16 protein-coding genes, 2 tRNA genes and 4 pseudogenes are annotated in these 19,295 nt (G+C 71.1%); 10 read left to right on the plus strand and 12 right to left on the minus strand.

Going from position 1 to position 19,295, the window contains the following annotated elements; genetic code table 11:
• The first annotated feature begins 51 nt into the window (after positions 1 to 51).
• The 5 genes and pseudogenes from ACQ86J_RS07655 to ACQ86J_RS07675 form a co-directional block, all read left to right on the plus strand.
• A complete protein-coding gene (locus tag ACQ86J_RS07655) occupies positions 52 to 1,509 on the plus strand; it encodes an N-acyl-D-amino-acid deacylase family protein (RefSeq protein WP_431270661.1) in 1,458 nt (485 codons plus the stop codon).
• 7 nt (positions 1,510 to 1,516) lie between these two features.
• Positions 1,517 to 1,876, plus strand: a complete 360-nt coding sequence (locus tag ACQ86J_RS07660) for a hypothetical protein (RefSeq protein WP_431270662.1) — start codon at positions 1,517 to 1,519, stop codon at positions 1,874 to 1,876.
• 128 nt (positions 1,877 to 2,004) lie between these two features.
• Positions 2,005 to 2,301, plus strand: a pseudogene (locus tag ACQ86J_RS07665) (thiamine pyrophosphate-binding protein); the annotation flags it as partial.
• A gap of 145 nt (positions 2,302 to 2,446) precedes the next feature.
• Positions 2,447 to 3,109 carry a hypothetical protein gene (locus tag ACQ86J_RS07670; protein ID WP_431272326.1) on the plus strand — a complete coding sequence of 221 codons (663 nt, stop codon included), beginning with the start codon at positions 2,447 to 2,449 and terminating at the stop codon, positions 3,107 to 3,109.
• 107 nt (positions 3,110 to 3,216) lie between these two features.
• Positions 3,217 to 3,621: pseudogene (locus tag ACQ86J_RS07675) on the plus strand (thiamine pyrophosphate-dependent enzyme); the annotation flags it as partial.
• A gap of 69 nt (positions 3,622 to 3,690) precedes the next feature.
• Here ACQ86J_RS07675 and ACQ86J_RS07680 read toward each other — a convergent pair.
• From ACQ86J_RS07680 to ACQ86J_RS07690, 3 genes are all read right to left on the minus strand, one after another.
• Complete coding sequence (locus ACQ86J_RS07680) at positions 3,691 to 7,509, minus strand: efflux RND transporter permease subunit (protein ID WP_431270663.1); 3,819 nt, start codon at positions 7,507 to 7,509, stop codon at positions 3,691 to 3,693.
• A 6-nt stretch (positions 7,510 to 7,515) separates the two neighbouring features.
• Positions 7,516 to 8,658, minus strand: a complete 1,143-nt coding sequence (locus tag ACQ86J_RS07685) for an efflux RND transporter periplasmic adaptor subunit (RefSeq protein ID WP_431270664.1) — start codon at positions 8,656 to 8,658, stop codon at positions 7,516 to 7,518.
• Between the two features lie 106 nt (positions 8,659 to 8,764).
• Positions 8,765 to 9,616 carry a carbonic anhydrase gene (locus tag ACQ86J_RS07690; RefSeq protein ID WP_431270665.1) on the minus strand — a complete coding sequence of 284 codons (852 nt, stop codon included), beginning with the start codon at positions 9,614 to 9,616 and terminating at the stop codon, positions 8,765 to 8,767.
• A gap of 112 nt (positions 9,617 to 9,728) precedes the next feature.
• Here ACQ86J_RS07690 and ACQ86J_RS07695 point away from each other — a divergent pair, with 112 nt between their 5' ends.
• Positions 9,729 to 10,922, plus strand: a complete 1,194-nt coding sequence (locus ACQ86J_RS07695; protein WP_431270666.1) for an acyl-CoA dehydrogenase family protein — start codon at positions 9,729 to 9,731, stop codon at positions 10,920 to 10,922.
• The gene (locus tag ACQ86J_RS07700) at positions 10,904 to 12,031 is read left to right on the plus strand and encodes a CaiB/BaiF CoA transferase family protein (RefSeq protein WP_431270667.1); all 1,128 of its coding nucleotides are present in this window, start codon (positions 10,904 to 10,906) and stop codon (positions 12,029 to 12,031) included. The genes ACQ86J_RS07695 and ACQ86J_RS07700 overlap by 19 nt, the downstream gene beginning before the upstream one ends.
• 57 nt (positions 12,032 to 12,088) lie before the next feature.
• On the opposite strand, the gene ACQ86J_RS07705 is transcribed toward ACQ86J_RS07700, so the two are convergent.
• The 4 genes and pseudogenes from ACQ86J_RS07705 to ACQ86J_RS07720 all read right to left on the minus strand — a co-directional run.
• Complete coding sequence (locus ACQ86J_RS07705; protein WP_431270668.1) at positions 12,089 to 12,400, minus strand: hypothetical protein; 312 nt, start codon at positions 12,398 to 12,400, stop codon at positions 12,089 to 12,091.
• The gene (locus tag ACQ86J_RS07710; RefSeq protein WP_431270669.1) at positions 12,340 to 12,768 is read right to left on the minus strand and encodes a hypothetical protein; all 429 of its coding nucleotides are present in this window, start codon (positions 12,766 to 12,768) and stop codon (positions 12,340 to 12,342) included. Before ACQ86J_RS07710 ends, ACQ86J_RS07705 begins: the two co-directional genes overlap by 61 nt.
• 511 nt (positions 12,769 to 13,279) lie before the next feature.
• A complete protein-coding gene (locus ACQ86J_RS07715; RefSeq protein WP_431270670.1) occupies positions 13,280 to 13,618 on the minus strand; it encodes an N-formylglutamate amidohydrolase in 339 nt (112 codons plus the stop codon).
• 94 nt (positions 13,619 to 13,712) lie between these two features.
• A pseudogene (locus ACQ86J_RS07720) lies at positions 13,713 to 14,204 on the minus strand (N-formylglutamate amidohydrolase); the annotation flags it as partial.
• Between the two features lie 86 nt (positions 14,205 to 14,290).
• Between ACQ86J_RS07720 and ACQ86J_RS07725 the strand changes: the two are divergent.
• Positions 14,291 to 14,365 (plus strand) — tRNA-Val (locus ACQ86J_RS07725).
• Between the two features lie 104 nt (positions 14,366 to 14,469).
• A tRNA-Gln gene (locus ACQ86J_RS07730) sits at positions 14,470 to 14,543 on the plus strand.
• A 47-nt stretch (positions 14,544 to 14,590) separates the two neighbouring features.
• Here ACQ86J_RS07730 and ACQ86J_RS07735 read toward each other — a convergent pair.
• On the minus strand, positions 14,591 to 15,013 hold the full coding sequence (locus ACQ86J_RS07735) for a thiolase C-terminal domain-containing protein (RefSeq protein WP_431270671.1): 423 nt from the start codon (positions 15,011 to 15,013) through the stop codon (positions 14,591 to 14,593).
• Here ACQ86J_RS07735 and ACQ86J_RS07740 point away from each other — a divergent pair.
• On the plus strand, positions 14,988 to 15,494 hold the full coding sequence (locus tag ACQ86J_RS07740) for a hypothetical protein (protein ID WP_431270672.1): 507 nt from the start codon (positions 14,988 to 14,990) through the stop codon (positions 15,492 to 15,494). The two genes, ACQ86J_RS07735 and ACQ86J_RS07740, sit on opposite strands and share 26 nt — an antisense overlap.
• A 246-nt stretch (positions 15,495 to 15,740) precedes the next feature.
• On the opposite strand, the gene ACQ86J_RS07745 is transcribed toward ACQ86J_RS07740, so the two are convergent.
• From ACQ86J_RS07745 to ACQ86J_RS07760, 4 genes and pseudogenes are all read right to left on the minus strand, one after another.
• Positions 15,741 to 16,157 carry a Zn-ribbon domain-containing OB-fold protein gene (locus ACQ86J_RS07745; RefSeq protein WP_431270673.1) on the minus strand — a complete coding sequence of 139 codons (417 nt, stop codon included), beginning with the start codon at positions 16,155 to 16,157 and terminating at the stop codon, positions 15,741 to 15,743.
• A gap of 73 nt (positions 16,158 to 16,230) precedes the next feature.
• Positions 16,231 to 17,106 carry an MBL fold metallo-hydrolase gene (locus tag ACQ86J_RS07750; RefSeq protein WP_431270674.1) on the minus strand — a complete coding sequence of 292 codons (876 nt, stop codon included), beginning with the start codon at positions 17,104 to 17,106 and terminating at the stop codon, positions 16,231 to 16,233.
• A 57-nt stretch (positions 17,107 to 17,163) separates the two neighbouring features.
• Positions 17,164 to 18,285 carry a methyl-accepting chemotaxis protein gene (locus ACQ86J_RS07755; RefSeq protein ID WP_431270675.1) on the minus strand — a complete coding sequence of 374 codons (1,122 nt, stop codon included), beginning with the start codon at positions 18,283 to 18,285 and terminating at the stop codon, positions 17,164 to 17,166.
• Positions 18,286 to 18,409: 124 nt separating this feature from the next.
• Positions 18,410 to 18,703: pseudogene (locus ACQ86J_RS07760) on the minus strand (methyl-accepting chemotaxis protein); the annotation flags it as partial.
• Positions 18,704 to 19,295 lie beyond the last annotated feature (592 nt).

Consider the following 19,295-nt stretch of genomic DNA (forward strand, 5'->3'; position numbering starts at 1 on the left):
GCGGGGGACATGATCGGCGCTCATTCAAGCCGAACGGGACTCCGCGCCGCCATGGCCCTCCGCTGCGACCTCATCATCCGTGACGCCACGCTCTTCGACGGCACCGGCGGCCCGCGCCGGGTGGGCGATGTCGGCGTCACCGGCGACCGGATCGTCGGCGTCGGCGACCTCGGCGGCGCCAGCGCCGACCGCGAGGTGATCGGCACGGGCAAGGCCCTCGCGCCCGGCTTCATCGACGCGCATACCCATGACGACCGCGCCGTGCTCTCGGGCTGCGAATGCCTGCGCTGCAAGTCGTCGCAGGGCGTCACCACGGTGGTGGTCGGCAATTGCGGCGTCAGCCTCGCGCCGCTGACCCAGCAGAAGGGCAAGCGGCCGCCGCCGCCGCTCGACCTGGTCGGCGACAGCGGCTTCTCCTTCGAGAGCTTCGCAGAATACGCCGATGCGGTGCGGCGCACCCCGACGGCGGTGAACACCTATGCCATCATCGGCCACCAGACGCTGCGCTACCGCGTCATGGGCGACGACCTCTACCGCCCGGCGAAGGACGGCGAGATCGCCCGGATGCGCCAGCTCGTCGCCGAGGCCCTGGCCGAGGGCGCCTCGGGCTTCTCCACCGGCCTCTACTACAAGCCCAACATGCATGCGACGACCGAGGAGGTGATCGCGGTGGCAGAGCCGCTGCGCGCTGCGGGCGGCATGTACTTCACCCATATGCGGGACGAGGCCGACAAGGTCTGCGCCTCGATCGAGGAGACGCTGAAGATCGGCAAGAGCGTCGGCGTGCCGGTCTGGATCAGCCACCACAAATGCTCGATGCCGGAGAATTACGGGCGGTCCGTGCAGACCCTGGCGTTGCTCGAGGCCAGCGCCTCCCTGCAGGAGGTCGCCTACGACATGTACCCCTACCCCGCGGGGTCCACCGTGCTGATGCCGGACCGGCTGCGCGACGACGTCCGTGTCATCATCACCTGGTCGATCCCGCATCCGGAATTCGCCGGCAAGGACTTGGCCGAGGTGGCGCGCGGCTGGAACATGGACCAGCGCGCCGCGGCGGAGAAGCTGCTGCCGGCCGGCGCCATCACCTTCCAGATGGACGAGGAAGACGTCCGCCGCATCATGGCGCATCCGATGAGCGTCATCGGCTCGGACGGCATTCCGCACGATGCCCATCCGCACCCGCGCCTCTGGGGCACCTTCCCGCGCGTGCTCGGCCTCTATTCCCGCCAGCTCGGCCTGCTCTCCATGGAGGAGGCAGTGCACAAGATGACCGGCCGCACCGCGCAGCTCTTCGGCATGGTGGACCGCGGCGTGCTGCGGCCCGGCGCCTATGCCGACCTGGTGCTGTTCGACCCGCACAAGGTCATGGACCGCGCCACCTTCGAGGAGCCGAAGCAGGAGAGCGACGGGATCGAGGAGGTCTGGACCAATGGCCGCGCGGTCTTCCGCGCCGGCACCGGCCTCACCGGCGAGGCGCCCGGCCGGCTGATCCGCCGCAACCGCGACTGAGCCCGGCATGCCGCGCGAGGAGGACACCGGCCCCGCCCCGGGGTCGCTGCTGCAGCGGGGCACGCTGTCGCGCGGCGCCATCGCCGGCGTCATCGGCCTGGCGGTGCTGGGCGGCATCGCCTGGCTGCGGGCCGATGACCGGCCTGAGCCGCCGCTCGATGCCTACCGGCGCATGGGGCTGACCGCCGGCCCGCCGGCGCTGCGGCGCGACCTGCTGGCGGAATTCCCCTCGGCGGCTCGCCCGCGCCGTTGGTGCAGCAGCTGGAAGGCATGGGCTTCACCTGCCGCCCGGGCGAGGCTGCCTGGACCTGCCTACATGCCGCCCGCGCCGAGGGCCGCGCCGTCTGGGAGGCGGAGGTCACCCTGACGCTGGCTGGGCAGGCGCTGGGCGGCCTTGAGGCCCGCTTCCGCGAGGCGACCCGCTGACCAGCGGCCGGGTTTGCAAGCCGCGGCGGCTGCGGTAGTCCGGTCGGCGGGAAACGACCGGGACACCGCATGCCGACCGCCGCCGAACGCATCGTCGAATTCCTCGCAGGCCAGGGCGTCGACCGCGCCTTCTGCGTGCCGGGCGAGAGCTACATCGCACTGCTCGACGCATTGCATGCGCACAATCTGCTCGACCTCGTCACCTGCCGGAGCGAGGGCGGCGCCGGCTTCATGGCGGTGGCGGACGCCAAGCTGACCGGCCTGCCCGGCGTCGTCCTCGTCTCCCGCGGCCCCGGCGCCTGCAATGCCAGCATCGCGGTGCATACCGCGGAGCAGGACGCGACGCCCCTGATCCTGCTGGTGGGCCAGGTGGAGAAGCGCGACCTCCGCCGCAACGCCTTCCAGGAGATCGACTACGCCAACATGTTCCGCGGCGTGGCAAAGTGGGTCGGCGAGCTGACCGACCCCGACCAGGCGCCGGAATTCCATCGCCCGCGCCTTTGCCATCGCCATGGGCGGCGTGCCCGGCCCGGTGGTGCTCTCGCTGCCCGAGGACGTGCTGGCGATGGAGTGCCGCGCGCCGCTGATGCCGGCGACGCTCCCCGCCCCCGTCCCGCCGGCGCCGGCCGAGGCCGCCCGCCTCGCCGCCCTGCTGCGGGGCGCCGAGCGGCCGATCCTGCTGGCCGGCCACGGCTTCAGATCGCCCGAAGGCCGCGCCGCGCTGCTGCGCTTCGCCGAGGCCTGGGCGCTGCCGGTCGCCGTCTCCTTCCGCCGCCAGGACCTCTTCCCCAACCACCACCCGCTCTATGCCGGCGATCTCGGCCTGAGGAACCCCGATGCCCAGCGCGCTGCCTTCGCCGAGGCCGACCTGGTGCTGGCGCTCGGCACGCGGCTGACCGACATCACCACCCAGGGCTGGACCTGGCCGGCGCCCGGGCAGCGGCTGGTGCATGTCTGCGCCGACCCGCGCTTCCTCGGCTGGCTCTTCCCGGCCGAGCTCGCCATCGCCGCGGATGCGCAGGCGACCATCGCCGCGCTCGCGGCCGAAGCCCCGCTCCGCCCGCCGGCCGCGCTGCCTGGAACGCCCGCCTGCGCGACCTGCATGTCTCAGACTGCCAGGTCACGCCGCGCCGCTTCGAGGACGGGGTTGCCTTCGCCGAGGTCGCCAAGCTGATCGAGCGCATCGCCCCGGCCGACGCCATCGTCACGCTGGATGCCGGCACCTTCGGCGCGCCCTTCTACCGCAAGGCCGCCTGGACCCCGCCGCAGCGGCTGCTCGTCCCGGTCTCCGGCGCCATGGGCTTCGGCGTGCCGGCCGGCGTGGCGGCGGCGCTGCGGCATCCGGACCGGAGGGTGATCGCGCTCGTCGGCGACGGCGGCGCGCTGATGACCGGGGGCGAATATGCGGTGGCCGTCGCCCGCGGCGTGCCGCTCAAGCTCGTCTTGTCGGACAACGGCAGCTACGCCTCGATCCGCATCCACCAGGAGCGGGCGCATCCGGGGCGGGTCTCGGGGACGTCGCTGATCAACCCGGATTTTGCCCAGTGGTGCGCGGCCTTCCGGGTGCCGGTGACGATGGTGGACAGCAAGGATGATTTGCCGGCGCTGGAGGCGGCGCTGTGCGCACCAGGGGCGGCGGCGATCGTGGTGCGGACCTCGCTGCAGGCCGTGTTGCCGAACCGGTAAACTGGGGAAGGCTCAGCCTTCCCCAAGCCCCATCCGCCAGGCCAGGGTCTGGCCTGGACCGACCTGGAGTCAGCCGGCGCGGCGATCCGCGATCTCCAGGGACACCAGGCGCGCGAGGACGACCGCCAGATAGAGCTGGCCGGTGATGGCTTCCAGGATCGACAAGGACCGCGCCACGGGGTGCGCCGGCACCAGGTCGCCATAGCCGGTGCTGGTCAGCGTGACGAAGCTGAAGAAGGTGAAGTCGCCGGCCAGCGCCTGCGCCGCCATCGGCTGGCCGTGCTGCAGGAAGGCGCCCGGGGCCAGCGCCGCCGCCAGGTCATAGGCCCCGGCGAAGATCAGACCGATCAGCAGGTAGGCGGCGATCGCGCCCTCGATCCGCCGCAGGGTCACCCGGCCAGGCGCCAGCGCCTGCCGCAAGACGGCGAAGGCCAGCAGCGCGAAATTCAGCATCGCCCCCGCGGTCGCCCCGAGATCCGTCTCCGCCCCCGCCACGCCCAGCGCCAGGCCCTGCAGGCCCATCGCCGCCAGGCCGGTCGCCACCAGCAGCGCGCGGAAGCGCCGTTCCCGCGGCGCCAGGCCCAGCAGCCCGGCCAAGATGGTCAGCAGCATAGCCACCGCCATGGCGCCGCGCGGCAGCAGGCCGAGATCCACCATCGGCTTCGCCGCCAGCACCAGCACCAGCAGCGCGAGCAGCAGCGGGTGCAGCGCATGCTCGCCGCGCGGCAGGCGCCGCATGGTCAGTGAGGGACGGCGGCGTGCAGCTTCGGCCGGCCCATCCCCAGCGCCGCCTTCGCCCTCTCCCGCGCCGTCTGGAACACGACATAGAGCATCGGGATCATGAAGATGCCGATGGTGGAGGCCGCCAGCATGCCCCAGAAGACCGGCGTGCCAACCGCGCGCCGGCTGATCTCGGACGCGCCATGCGCCGCCACAAGCGGGTAAAGACCGAGGATGAAGGCGAAGCTGGTCATCATCACGGCGCGGAAGCGCAGCCGGGCGCCGAGGATCGCCGCCTCCTGCACCGACTTGCCGTGCTCCCGCTGCTCCTTGGCGAATCTCGATGATCAGGATGCCGTTCTTCGCCGCCAACGCGATCAGCACCACGATGCCGACCTGGGCATAGAGGTCGAGCGCCAGGCCCGAGGCGCCGATCGAGGCCATGGCCCCCAGCACGCCGACCGCGACGGAGAGCAGCACCGGCACCGGGATGGTCCAGCTTTCATAGAGCCCGACCAGGAACAGGAAGGCGAACAGCACGGCCAGCGCCAGGATGATGCCGGTCTGGCCCGCGGCGGCCTTCTCCTGGAAGGCGGTGCCGGTCCATTCGAAACCATAGCCCTGCGGCAGGGTGTCACGGGCGACCCGCTCCATCGCCGCCAGCGCCTCGCCGCTCGAGCGGCCCTCGGCCGGCTCGCCGTTGATCGTCAGGCTGCGGACGTTGTTGTAGCGGACGATGCTCTGCGGCCCGTATTCGATCCGCGCCTCCGCCACCGCCCGCACCGGCACCATCGAGCCGTCCTTGGTCCGCAGGTGGACGCGGTAGATGTCGGGGATCCCGGCGCGGTCCCGCTGCTCGGCCATGACGTTCACCTTCCAGCTGCGGCCGAACAGGTTGAAGTCGTTGACATAGGCGCCGCCGAGCGTCGCCTGCAGCGCGCCGAACAGGTCGCCGATCGAGACGCCCAGCACCTGCGCCTTGTCGCGATCCACCTCGAGGAAGACCGAGGGCGTGTTGGCCGCGAAGGTCGAGAAGACCCGCGCCAGCGCCGGGTCCTGGTTGGCCGCCAGCACCAGCGCCCGCATGACGGCCGCCATCTCGGCCGGAGTCCGGCCTTCCAGGTTCTGCAGCTGGAACTCGAAGCCGCCCCCGGTGCCGAGGCCCATGATCGGCGGCGGCGCGAAGGGGATGACCTGGGCCGGGACGGAGGCGGTCGCCCGGATCACCCCGGCCAGCAGCCCGCCGACCTTGGCCTCCGGCGCCGTCCGCGCCTCGAACGGCTTCAGCGTGACGATGAAGAAGGCGTTGTTCGACTGCGCCAGGCCCGACAGCATCGAGTAGCCGGCCACGGTCGAGACATGCGCGACGCCGGGCAGGCCCTCGATCGCCGCCTCGACCTCCCGCGCCACCTCCCGCGTGCGGTTGAGCGAGGCCCCCTCCGGCAGCTTCGCCTCGACGAAGAAGGCACCCTGGTCCTCCTGCGGCAGGAAGCCGCCCGGCGTCCGGCCACCGGTCCAGACGATGCCGGCGACGAAGGCGCCGAGCAGCACCAGGCTGAGCGCCGAGACCCGGACCAGCCGGGCGACGATGGCGCCGTAGCCATCCCGCACCCAATCGATCCCGGCGGAGATCTTGCCCATGATCCCGCGCTTCGGCCCGTGGTGCCCCTGCAGCAGGATGGCACAGAGCGCCGGCGACAGGGTCAGCGCGTTGATCGCCGAGAACAGCATCGAGACGCTGACGGTCACTGCGAACTGCCGGAACAGCTCGCCCGAGATGCCGGGGATGAAGGCGAGCGGCACGAAGACCGAGAGCAGCACCAGGGTGATGGCGATGATCGGCGCGGTGATCGTCTCCATCGCCTTCTTGGTGGCGTCCGGCACCGAGAGCTCCGGATGCGCCTCCATCACCGCCTCGACATTCTCGACCACGACGATGGCGTCGTCGACCACGATGCCGATCGCCAGGACCATCGCCAGCAGCGAGATGGTATTGGCCGAATAGCCCATGGCCAGCAGCACGATGAAGGTGCCGATCAGGCTGACCGGCACCGCGACCAGCGGGATCAGCGTGGCGCGCAGGTTGCCGAGGAAGAGGAACACGACCAGCACCACCAGGATGAAGGCCTCGACCAGGGTGTGGATCACCTCCTCGATCGTCAGCTTGACGAATTCGGTGGTATCGTAGGTCACTTGGTAGCTCAGCCCGGCCGGGAAGCGCGCGGCCAGGCCCTTCATGGTCTTGTCCACCGCATCGGCGACGCCGACCGCATTGGCCCCGGGTGCCAGGTAGACCGGCACCAGCACGGCGTCCGAGCCGTCCTGCCGGGTCTGCACATCCTGGTTGTAGGCGCCGAGCTCGATCCTGGCGACGTCGCGTACCCGCAGCACGCTGCCATCGGGGTTGGCGCGGATCAGGATGCGGCCGAACTCCTCGGCTTCGACCAGCCTTCCGGTGGTGCGGATGTTGAGCTGGTAGGAGGTGTCGTCGCTGATCGGCTGGGCGCCGATCCGGCCGATCGGCGCCACCTTGTTCTGCGCCTGGATGGCGGCGATGACGTCGGCGGGCGTCAGGCCGAGCCCGGTCATGCGGTCGGTCTGGAAGGAGATCCGCATGGCGTAGTCGAGCGGGCCGAACATCGTGGCGTCGCCGACGCCGGGCACCCGGCGCAGCGCGTCCAGGATGTTGATGGTGACGTAGTTCGAGATGAAGAGCGGGTCCTGCTGGCCGCCCTTCGACTGCACCGCGATCACCTGCAGCAGGGCGGAGGACTTCTTGCGGACCGAAAGCCCCTGCCGCTGCACCTCGTCCGGCAGCAGGGCCAGCGCCAGCTGCACCCGGTTGTTGACGTTGGTGGTGTTCTGGTCCGGGTCGGTGCCGACCGCGAAGGAGACCAGCAGCGTGTAGCTGCCGTCGTTGCCGCTGGTGCTCTTCATGTAGAGCATCTTGTCGACGCCGTTGACCTGGCTCTCGATCGGCTGGGCGACCGTCGCCTCGACGATCTCGGCCGAGGCGCCGGGAAAGCGCGCGGTCACCTGGACCTGCGGCGGTACGATGTCGGGGAACTGCGCCACCGGGATCTGCAGCAGGGAGACGAGCCCGGCGATGACGGTGACGATGGCGATGACCAGCGCCAGCCGCGGCCGGTCGACGAAGAGCTTCGACATGGCGGCTCAGCCCGCCTTCGCCGCTTGCTGGCCGAGCATCGGCGGCGCCGGCCTTGGCGCCACCACCGCACCGGGCCGGGCGCGCTGCGCGCCCTCGGTGATGACCTGGGCGCCGACGGCCAGGCCTTCCTCCACCACCTGCTGGCCGGCCGGGCCGCGGCCGAGCTTCACCCGCTTCTGCTCGACCTTGTTGCCCTCGCCGACCACCAGCAGGAAGGCGCCGGCCTGGTCCACCTGCACCGCGGATTGCGGGACCAGGATCGCCTGCTTCGGCGCCTCGGCCTCCACCGTTACACCGACGAACTGGCCGTCCGACAGCAGGGCCTGCGGGTTGGCGAACAGCGCCTGGACCAGCACGCTGTCGGTCGCCTTGTCGGTCTGCACGTCGAGGAAGTTCACCTTCCCGACCTGGTCGTAGACCGTGCCGTCCGACAGCTTCAACCGGACCTGCACCTGGTCGACCGCGCTGGCCGCGGCCTTCCGGCGGAATTCCAGGATCTGCCGCTGGGTGACCGGGAAGGTCACCCGCATCTGGTCCTGCCGCACCACCGAGGTCAGCACGCCACTATCGGGGCCGACCACGTTGCCCGGGGTCAGCGCGGCGCGGCCGATGCGGCCGGCGATGGGCGAGACGATCTGGGTGTAGCCGAGCTGGATCTTCGCCCGCTGCAGCTCCGCCTGGGCACCGGACAGCGCCGCGGCGGCGCTCTGCTGCTCGACGATCCGCTGGTCGAGGGTCGATTGCGGGATGGCGTTGGTGCGGATCAGCTCCCGCCCACGGGCCACCTGCAGCTCGGCGTTGTGCAGCTCGGCGCGCGCCTTGTCGATCGCCGCCTGCTTCAGCGCGACCTCGGCCTCGAAGGGCTCGGGCTCGATCTGGAAGACCATGTCGTCGGCCTGGACCGCCTGGCCCTCGACGAAGGTGCGCTCGCGCAGGAAGCCGGTGACCCGGGCACGGATGTCGACCCGCTCCAGCGCCTCCACGCGGCCGACGAATTCCTGCCCTTGGGTGACCGGCTGCTCGGCCGCGGTGACCACCATCACGGCCGGCGGGACGGCGGCGCCGGCGGCAGGCGCGGGCGTCTTCTCGTCGCAGCCGGTGATCCCCAGGAGGAGCAGACTCGCCAGGACAGGACGGGGGATCGACATGGACGGCTCCGGCCCGGACCATCTGGCCGGCACAGTGAGAAGGGATCCCGTCACACCAGCGCGAGAGCCACCCGGTTGCCACAGGTCCGACGCCCATCGGGCGTGCTCAGGCCAGCAGCGCGCCGATCCGCCGGCTGCGGGCGAAGGCACCGAAGGCGGCGACAAAGCCGGCCTCGTCCGCTGGGGCCGGGGCCAGGCCGGGCCGCTCGCCCTCGGCCGGGTCGGCCGCCTGCACCAGCCGGCTGCCCACCACATAGACCCCGTGCAGCGCGGTGATCACCCGGCCGCCGCCCTGGGCCAGGTCCTTCTGCAGCATATAGGCGCCGGAGGCGGCATTGAGCGCGACCGCCACCTCGACCAGCGCGGCGCGCCAGCCGGGATGCTGCGGTGCCGCCTCGCCATGCGCGGTCACCAGCAGCCGCGCCGCCGCCTGAACCACCAGCGCCAGGCGGTCGAGCAGGCCGCGGAGGGCATGGTCGGTCGCCAGGGCGAGCAGCCCCGCCGGGCGCTGGAACAGGTCCACCGCCGCAGCGACCGCGCCGCAGCCGCTATGGCCGAGCACCACCGCGGCCCGCAGCGGCAGGTGGTCGGCGGCATAGCGCAGGCTGCCCAGGACCTCCTGCCCCAGCACGTTGCCGGCGACCCGCACCACGAAGAGGTCGTTCGGCCCCTCGCCGAAGATCAGCTCGGCCGGCACCCTCGCATCGGCGCAGCCGAGCAGCGCGGCATAGGGCCGCTGGGCCGGGGCGGCGCCGTCGCCCAGCAGGCCGACATCACGGGCATCCAGCGGGATTTCCAGCCGGCGATCGCCGCCCGCCGCCTCCAGCGCGGAGAGCAGGCTGGCGAAGCCCTGGTTGCCGCGCTCCAACCGGCGCTGGGCGGCAGCGCCGTCCGCCGGCAGGGGACGGCCAGCCCCAGCTTCCGCCGAATAGCGATAGGCAATCTCGACGCTGGCCATGGCCCTGCTCCCGGCTGTCGCGACATCCTGCGGCAGCGGCGCCGCGCGGGCCAGCGCCCGCCTTGCCACCCCGGCATGCGCGCCCTAATCCGGCAGGACGGAGGATATTTCCATGGACCAGCAGCAGCCGCTCGTCACCGATCCGCATGCCGAGATCCGGGAGGAGGTGGGCAAGCTCTGCGCGCGCTTTCCCGGCGAATACTGGCGCCGGGTCGACCGCGACCGCGCCTACCCGACCGAGTTCGTCCAGGCGCTGACCGAGGGCGGCTGGCTCGGCGCGCTGATCCCGGAGGAGTTCGGCGGGGCCGGGCTGCCGCTGAGCGCCGCGGCGGCGATCCTCGAGGAGATTCATCGCTCCGGCGGCAATGCCGGCGCTTGCCATGCCCAGATGTACATCATGGGCACCATCCTGAAGCATGGCAGCCCGGACCAGAAGAAGCGCTACCTGCCCGGCATCGCCTCCGGCGCGCTGCGGCTGCAGGCCTTCGGCGTGACCGAGCCGACCAGCGGCACCGACACCACGGCGCTGCGCACCGTGGCGAAGCGCGACGGGGACCGCTACATCGTCAACGGCCAGAAGATCTGGACCTCGCGCGCCGAGCATTCGGATCTCATGCTGCTGCTGGCGCGCACCACGCCGCGCGGCGAGGTCGCCAAGAAGACCGACGGCCTCTCGACCTTCATCGTCGACATGAAGGCGGCGCTCGGCAACGGCCTGACCATCCGCCCGATCCGCACCATGATGAACCACAACACCACCGAGGTCTTCTTCGACAACATGGTGGTGCCGGCGGAGAACCTGGTCGGCGTCGAGGGCAAGGGCTTCCGCTACATCCTGGACGGCATGAATGCCGAACGGCTGCTGATTTCCTCGGAATCCATCGGCGACGCCAAGTGGTTCATCCGGAAGGCGGTGGACTACAGCAAGGAACGCGTGCTGTTCGGCCGGCCGATCGGCCAGAACCAGGGCGTCCAGTTCCCGATCGCCAAGGCCTATGCCCAGATGCGCGCGGCGGAAGCGGTGGTGAAGCAGGGGCTGGCGAAGTTCGAGGCCGAGGCTGCCCTGCGGCGAGGAAGCCAACATGGGCAAGATGCTCGCGGCCGACGCCGCCTGGGCCGCCGGCGAGGCCTGCATCCAGACCCATGGTGGTTTCGGCTTCGCCGAGGAATACGACATCGAACGCAAGTACCGCGAGGCGCGGCTTTATCAGGTGGCGCCGATCAGCACCAACCTGATCCTGTCCTATATCGGCGAGCACGTGCTCGGCATGCCGCGGAGCTACTAGCATGGCGTCGCAACCGCTGAAGGGCCTGCTCGTCGTTTCCATGGAACAGGCCGTCGCCGCGCCCTATTGCGCCTCGCGCCTTGCCGATGCCGGTGCGCGGGTGATCAAGATCGAACGCGCCGAGGGCGACTTCGCCCGCGCCTATGACGCGGTGGCGAAGGGCCAGTCCAGCTACTTCGTCTGGCTGAACCGGGGCAAGGAAAGCCTCTGCCTCGACATCAAGGCGCCCGAGGACAAGGCGCTGCTCGAACGCCTGCTGGAGAGGGCGGACGTCTTCATCCAGAATCTCGCCCCCGGCGCCATGGCGCGAGCCGGCTTCGGCTCGGCGAAGCTGCGGGAGAAGCATCCGCGCCTGATCACCGTCGACATCTCGGGCTATGGCGAGGATGGGGAATACGCCGCGATGAAGGCCTATGACCTGCTGGTGCAGGCGGAGACCGGCCTCGCGCACGTCACCGGCCGCGCCGAAGGCCCGGGCCGCGTCGGCGTCTCGGCCTGCGACATCGCCTGCGGCATGCACAGCTACGCCGCGGTGCTGGAGGCACTGATCGAGCGCGGCATCACCGGCCGCGGCAAGGGCATCGCGGTCAGCCTGTTCGACGGCATGGCGGACTGGATGTCGGTGCCGCTGCTGCAATACGAAGGCACGGGCAAGAACCCGCCGCGCATCGGCTTGGCGCATCCCTCCATCTGTCCCTACGGCGCCTTCGACACCCGAGACGGCCAGTCCGTCCTCATCGCCATCCAGAACGAGCGCGAATGGGCCAGCTTCTCCGAGCATTTCATGGAGGAGCCCGACCTGCCGCAGCGCGACGGCTTCCGCAGCAACAACGAGCGGGTGGCCAACCGGCCGATGGTGGATGCGCATATCGCCACGGTCTTCGCCGGGCTGACCCGGGCGGAATGCGCGGCGAAGTTGCGCCGGGCGAATACCGCCTATGGCTTCGTCAACGACTGCGAAGGGTTGCGCACCCATCCGGCGCTGCGTCGGGTGATGGTGGAGACGCCGAACGGGCCGGTGGCGATCGGCGCCCCGCCGGCAGTGCTGTCCGACGGGCCGCGCGTCCTGGGGCCGGTGCCGACGATCGGCCAGCACTCGGCGGCGATACGGGCGGAGTTCGGCGGCTAGACCGGATCGCGCGCCCGGGCGTTCACGCTCTCCGGCGATCCGCTCCAGCTGCGGGGGTCAGCGCCGCGTCGGCAGCGGCAGCGGCGCTTCCGCCACCTCGAGCAGGCCGCGCTGCCGCACCGCGCCGGGCCGTGCCGTGACGATGCCGGGCGTGGCGAGGCCAGGGCGGAGCATCGGGGTGCCCATCATCAGCATCGGCTGGCCCGGCCCGCGCCGACCCGCGGCCTGGGAGGCGACCGCGACGATCTGGAAGCCGTTCGTGCCGATCGGGCGGCTCGACACCACCTTGCCATCGGCCCAGGCGGCGATCAGCGCCTCGCGCCGCTGCTCCTCGGCCAGCCGCACCGCCATCGCCGGCCAGGCGGCCATGACCTGCTGGCGATAGGGCTCGCCCCGCTCGGGCGTCGAGGAATGGTAGTTGGCCGCGGCCTGTTCCCGCTGCCGGTCTGGGCCTGCAGCCGCTTCAGGAAAAGCCCGGCATACCGGGCATTCGCCACCGGGTCGAAGGCGGTCGCCAGGTCGGGGAAGGCGTCCGGGTGGTGCTTCAGGTTGACCTGCAGGCAGCCGACATCGATCACGGTCACGCCGCGGGCGCGCAGCGCCTCGACCGCCGCGATCGCCGCCTCCTTGCTGTCGAAGTAGCGGCCCTGGCCTTCCGCATTGATCGTCCATGGCCAGGCGGTGACCCCGCGGCCGGCAGGGTCGGGCCGGCCGGATCTCGACCTTGCCGATGGCATGCAGCAGGCCGGCCGGGACCTTGTGCTCGCGCTCGGCGGCCTGGATCGCCTGCCGGCAGAGCAGTCCCGGATCGGCAGGGGCAGGCGTCGCGCCCGGTCGCTCTGCCCTTGCCGCTGGGGCGGCGGTCGCCAGGGCCAGGCAGGCCAGGGCAGGCACGAGGACGGCGGCACGAAGCATGCGGTGGTCTCCTCAGGCGCGGCGGCAACCGCGGCAGCTAATCACTTCATCTATCAAAGGGTTTTCGCCGACGGGCATCACCCTGGGCGGAGCCGCGACGGATTCATGGTGCACCGCAAAATAATGCTTGTCAGCGGCCGAGCGGACACCTATCTTGTGCATCGCAGCAACACGGCGTTGCCGGGTTGTCTGCTTTCTTGGACGTTTCCTCCTAAACTCGGCGGTGCCTCTGGCACCGCCTTTTTGCTTCTTGCACGCTTTGGCGTGTCGTGGGGTCACCGGCCGGTGAGGCGGTTCACGTCGCCGTCGTACCCTTAACGGTTCCGGCCGGCCCTATCCCAGCCCGGACCAGTCCGCCAGGGTCAGCCCTGCGATCATCCGCGTCAGGTCGGCCTGCAACGCCGGCATCCGTGGCAGCCGCTCGATCCGCGCCTCGTCCATGTAGAGCGTCCGGGCGATCTCGACCTGCAGCGCATGCACCCCTTCCCGCGGCCGGCCGTAATGCCGGGTGACATAGCCGCCGGCATAGGGGTCGTTGCGCCGCACCCGGTAGCCGAGGCCGGACAGCAGCTCCTCGGCCAGCCGGGTGGCCCGCGGGGCGCATGAGGTGCCATGCGCGTCGCCCAGGACGAAATCCGGCGGGTTGCCCGAATGCGCCGGATGGGTCGGCATGGAATGGCAGTCGATCAGCAGGCAATAGCCGAATTCTGTCGCGCGTCTCGGCAATCAGCGCCGCGAGGGCGGCGTGGTAAGGTTGCCAGTAGCGGCGGATCCGGTCCTCGGCTTCCTCGAACCGGAGCTTGTGGCGATAGACCGTCTCCCCCGTGGCGACCACCCTGGCGATGGTGCCAAGCCCGGCGCCGACCCGCGGGCTGGCGGTGTTCACCCAGGCCGGCAGCGGCCCCTCGAACATCCCGGGGTCGAGTTCCCAGGGCTCGCGGTTCACGTCGCAGAAGACCCGCGGGAAGGTCGCCGCCAGCAGCGGCGCGCCGAGTTCGGGCGCGGCGGCGAAGAGTTCGTCGACGAAGCCGTCCTCCGACCGCCGCAGGGCGAGCGGATCCAGCCGTGCCGCGGCGACGAAGTCCGGCGGATAGGCCCGGCCCGAATGGGGCGAGGCGAAGACCAGCGGCGCGGTCCGCCGCGCCGGCCGCGTCAGCGAGTAAGGCGGCGGCTCCGCGACAGGCGGCGGGACGGGGAGATTTCCAGGGGAAGGTCCATCGGCAGGCAGGATCAAGCCACAGGCAGCGGCCCGTGTCATCAAGCCGCATCATTCACATCAATTAGGCGGTTGTTGGAGGCTTGCCGACCCCGCACCGCTGGGTTAGATACGCGGCCCCGGGCGATGGGCGCATAGCTCAGCGGTAGAGCACTACCTTGACACGGTAGGGGTCACAGGTTCAATCCCTGTTGCGCCCACCATCGCTCCCGGGCTCCTACCTCATGATGTCGCGTTGATTTCCGGCCTGGAAGTCGGCAGCCTGTTCCGACTCCGTAGCGGAGTCCTGGATGCCATGCGTCATCCCTGCCCTGTCGTCTAATGGTAGGACAACCGCCTTTGAAGCGGTCAATGCAGGTTCGAACCCTGCCGGGGCAACCAGGACGCGCAACCATGGCGCGGAGGTTGCCCCCCGCGCCACGCCGCGATCAGGGCCGCTCGTTCGAGAAGACGATCGTCCCGCTGGCGGAGAACATGCCGCCGACGCCATGGCAGACCGAGACCTTCGCCCCCGGCACCTGCGCCGGCGCGGTGCCGCGCATCTGCCGCACGCTCTCCTGCAGGGCGAACATGCCGTACATGCCCGTATGGGTGTAGGACAGGCCGCCGCCGGTGGTGTTCAGCGGCAGCTTGCCGCCCGGCCGGGTGTTGCCCTCGCGGATGAAGCCCGCCGCCTCGCCCGGCTTGCAGAAGCCGAGGTCTTCCAGCCCGTAGAGCGGCAGGTGGGCGAAGGCGTCGTAGATCATCATGTGATCCACGTCCTTGCGGTCGATTCCCGCCGCCTCGATCGCCGTCGGCCCCGCAACCCGGAACGCGCGGGAGGAGGTGAAGTCCTCCATCTGCGAGACCATGTTGCTCTCGACCGATCTCGCCGGTGCCGAGGATGTAGACCGGCTTGATCGGGAAATCCTTGGCGCGGTCGGCCTTCGTCAGGATCAGCGCGCCGCCGCCATCCGTCACCAGGCAGCACTGCAGGATGCGGAAGGGATAGGCGATCATCCGGCTGTTCAGCACGTCGTCGACCGTGATCGGGTCGCGGAACATGGCGCGCGGGTTCTTCCCCGCCCATTCGCGCTGCACCACCGCGACCGTCGCCAGGTCCTCGTGCGTCACGCCGTACTTCTTCATGTAGCGCAGCACGGGGATGGGGAAGAGCGTCGGCGGGCCGAAGGGGCCGTAGGGCATCTCGAACTGCCCGTTCAGCCCCTCGGGCTCGGCCGGGCGGGGCGTCGCGTTGATGCGCGACTTGCCGCTCTCGCCATGGGTGATGAGGATGGTGTTGGCATAGCCGGCATGGATGGCTGCCGCCGCCGTGGCGGACATGCAGCATGAAGGAACAGCCGCCGACGCCGGTGCCGTCCACCCATTTCGGGGTGATGCCGAGATAGTGGGCGATCTGCTGCGGCATCATCGGGCCGACGCAGGCGACGCCGTCGATGTCGGAGGGTTTGAGCCCGGTCTCCGCCATGGCGTTCAGCGCCGCATCCGCATGCAGCATGATCTGGGACATGCCCGGGATGGCGCCGAGCTGCGTGGTTTCCGCCGCACCGACGATGGCGATCTCACCGCGTCCGAGCATCACTTGCCTCCCTGGGCGGGACGGAACAGGGGAAGCGTGATCTCCTCGTCCATCGGGGTGAAGGCGACCTCGAGCTTCATGTCGAGCTGGAGGGCTTCCGGCGTCTGCTCGCAGTCCACGATGTTGGTCATCATGCGCGGGCCTTCCTCGAGCTCGACGACCGCGATCGCGTAGGGCGGCGTGAAGCCTGGGACGGGGCGGTGGTGGATGACGTAGCTGTGCAGCGTGGCGCGGCCCGAGGCCTCGAAGACCGTGACGTTGCGCGTGCCGGTATAGGGGCTGAAGGGGCGCGGCGGGAAATAGGCCTTCCCGGTATCGCCGCAGCGCTGCAGCAGCAGCTTCCCGTCCTTGGTGCCGTCCCAGAAATGCTTGGTTTCTGGCGTCGGCTTCGGCTTCGCCCTGCCGGGTGCGAGCATGCCCATCTCCTCCTTTGGTTGGGACTTGCCCGCAGCCTGCCATGCCCTGCCCGGCAGGGCGAGAGGGCGGGCGCTACATCGCCGGGTACCAGCCGTCGTTGATCATGGCGTAGCCGTCGCCGCGGCGGACCAGGTGCAGGAAGCCGGGGAAGTGCATGTGCATGCCCGCCACCGCCTGGCCGTCCGTCGCCACCATGTCGAAGACCCGGCGGCGCGTCGCCGCGGCCTGCACGGGGTCGATGTCGAAGGCCATGGTGACCTCCGGGCGGGGGATCTGAATCTCCGGGATGTGGATGATGTCGCCCCAGATCAGCAGGCTGTCCTTGCCCGAGTTCACCATGTAGCCGCTGTGCCCCGGCGTGTGGCCCGGGAAGGGCATGGCGGTGACGCCCGGGAAAACCTCGCCGCCGGTATGCGTGCGGGTGCGCGCCTTGTAAGGTGCGACCTGGGTCCGCCCGGCCATGAAGTTGCGCGCCCGGCTCGTCTCGTCCGCCTTCGCCATCGCCGCGTCGTCATGCCAGAAGGCCAGCTCGGCCTCGTGCATCACCAGCTCGGCATTCGGAAACAGTGGTTTGCCCGCGGCATCGGCGAGGCCATTCGAATGGTCGGGGTGCATATGCGTCAGCAGCACCGTGTCGACCTCCTCCGGCGCCACGCCGATCGCCGCCAGGTTCTCGAACAGCTTGCCGCCGGTGGCCGCCATCGCGGTGCCGCATCCGGTGTCGATCAGCGCGGTGCGGCCGCCGCTGCGGACGACGAAGGTGTTCACCGCGGTCCGCCGCGGCACCGGGCGGAAGTTGTCGCGCAGCAGCTGCGCCGCCTCGGCCTCCGGGATGTTCTGGATGACGGCCATGGAGCCGTCGAGATAGCCGTCGCTGACCGTGCAGACCGTGATGTCGCCGATCCGCCGGTGGTGCACCGCCGGCACCTGCCTGTCCGGAATCGCCATGGCCGTTTCCCCCTTGCCTCGAGCGAAGGAGCCCTGGGCCAGCCCGGCCCGTACCGCCTACCCCCGCCGGACCTGCGCCAGGAACTCCCCGGCCCGGCCGCGCAGCGTCGCCGCATGGCCGGTGAGGTCATTCGCCGCATGCAGCAGGGCGCCCGAGGCCTCCCCGGTCTCCTGCGCCGCGCGCTGCACGTCGCCGATCCGGTGGTTCACCGCGGCGGTGCCCTCGGCCACCTGGGCGGCGCTGCGGGCGATCTCGCGGGTCGCGCTGCCCTGCTGCTCCACCGCGGCGGCGATCGCGCCGGTCACCTCGTTCATCCGCTCAATCGTCCCGCCGATGGCACGAAGCGCCGCCACCGCCTCCCCGGTCGCCGCCTGGATGGCGGTGATCTGGGCGCCGATCTCCTCGGTCGCCCTCGCCGTCTGGCTGGCCAGGGTCTTCACCTCGGAGGCCACCACCGCGAAGCCCTTGCCGGCCTCCCCGGCGCGCGCCGCCTCGATCGTCGCGTTCAGCGCCAGCAGGTTGGTTTGCCCGGCGATGTCGCCGATCAGCCGCACCACGTCGCCGATCCGCCGTGCCGCCTGGGCCAGTCCCTGCACCGTGCCGTCGGTGGTCCGCGCCGCCTCGGCCGCCTCGCGCGCCACCGCGGCGCCGTCCGCCACCTGGCGGGTGATCTCGGCGACGCTGGCGGCCAGTTCCTCGGCGCTCGCCGCCACCGCCTGCACGTCGGCGCCGGCCCGGCCGCTCGCCTCGGCCACCGCCCCGGCCTCCCGCCCGCTGCTGACGGCGGTGCCGGACAGCGCCTGGGCCGCGCCATGCACCTGCGCGGCGGCGGCCGCCACCGCCTCCACCACCCCGCCGATCTCCGCCTCGAAGCTGTCGGCCAGCCGCGCCTGGGCGGTCGCCAGCGACCAGGTCAGCATGGCCGAGACATAGCGCCCCTGCGCATCGCGGATGGCGCAGGCATTGAGGTCGAAGACCTCCTCCCCCATCCGGATCCGGCTGCGGTACGGCAGCCGCGACGGATCGGCCAGCAAGGCGCGCTGGTGCTCCGGCCGGCTGTGCAGCACGTCCATGCTCTGGCCGACCAGAGCCTCCGCCTGCACCGGCAGCAGGTGCTCGACCCGCCGCATCGAGCTCCGTCGCGAAGGGGTTGCAATAGGTGATGCGGAACTCGTCATGCGGGTCGGCGGTCATGATGCCGTTCGACATCTGCCCCAGCATCTGCTGCTGCGCGAAGGCCTGCTGCACGGTGCCGCGCAGCGCCTCCAGCGCTCCCGCGATGGCGCCGATCTCGTCCCGCCGGTCGCGGTCGGGCACCGCGGTCGCGGCATCGCCGGCGGCGATGGTGCGGATCGTTCCTGCCAGGCGCCGCAGCGGCGTGCCCACCGCCCGCGCCGTGAGCCAACCGGAAGCGACCAGGATCAGCGCCACCGCCAGGCCGATCCAAAGCACCGCCGCCTCGACCCGCTCGGCCGCCGCGGCGCTCGCCGCGACGCGCGCCGCCGCCAGGGTGCCAAGCCGCTCGTTCGCCTCGCCCAGCGCCGCTTCCAGCCGCTCGCGCGCCGGCGTGCTGTGCTCGGCCCGCGCCTTCTGCATCGCCTCGGCCAGCCGCACCAGTTCCAGCGCCGCAGCCGCGCGCCTCGGCGATGCCGGTGATGCGCTTCAGGTCGGCCGCGCCAGGGCCGCTGGCCGCCACCCCGGCCAGAGCGCGGGCATGCACGCGCAGCTGCGCCGAGGCCCGGCGGACCCGTCGCGCCTGGGCCTCGTCGCCGGTCGCCAGGTAGCGCTGGCTGCCGAGCCGGACATCGCCCATCGCCTGGTGGAAGGTCATCAGCCGCTGGCGCGCTTCCTCCCGCTGCGCCTCGAGCACGTCGATCTCGACCATGCTGGCGACCGCTTCGAAGGCCTGGTCGTATTCGCCGACGCGGGGAAAGAAGCCGGTGTCGCGCTGGACGACCAGCTCCCGCCGGAAGCGCGCCTGCTCGCCGATCGAGACCGCGTAGTCGGCGAGCTCCGCCCGCGCACGGTGCAGCGCCGCGGTCACCCCAGGGTCGGCGGCGCCTTCGGCCGCCTGCTGAAGCCGCTCTCCCGCCAGGCCGACTTCCTGCTGCATCAAGGCGGCCAGCTGGTCCACCGCATCGGTGGTCTGGGACAGCTGCACGTCGCGCAGCGTCATGGCGGCGCGGGC

The organism is Dankookia sp. P2 (assembly GCF_050632255.1).
Classification (GTDB): Bacteria; Pseudomonadota; Alphaproteobacteria; order Acetobacterales; family Acetobacteraceae; genus Paracraurococcus.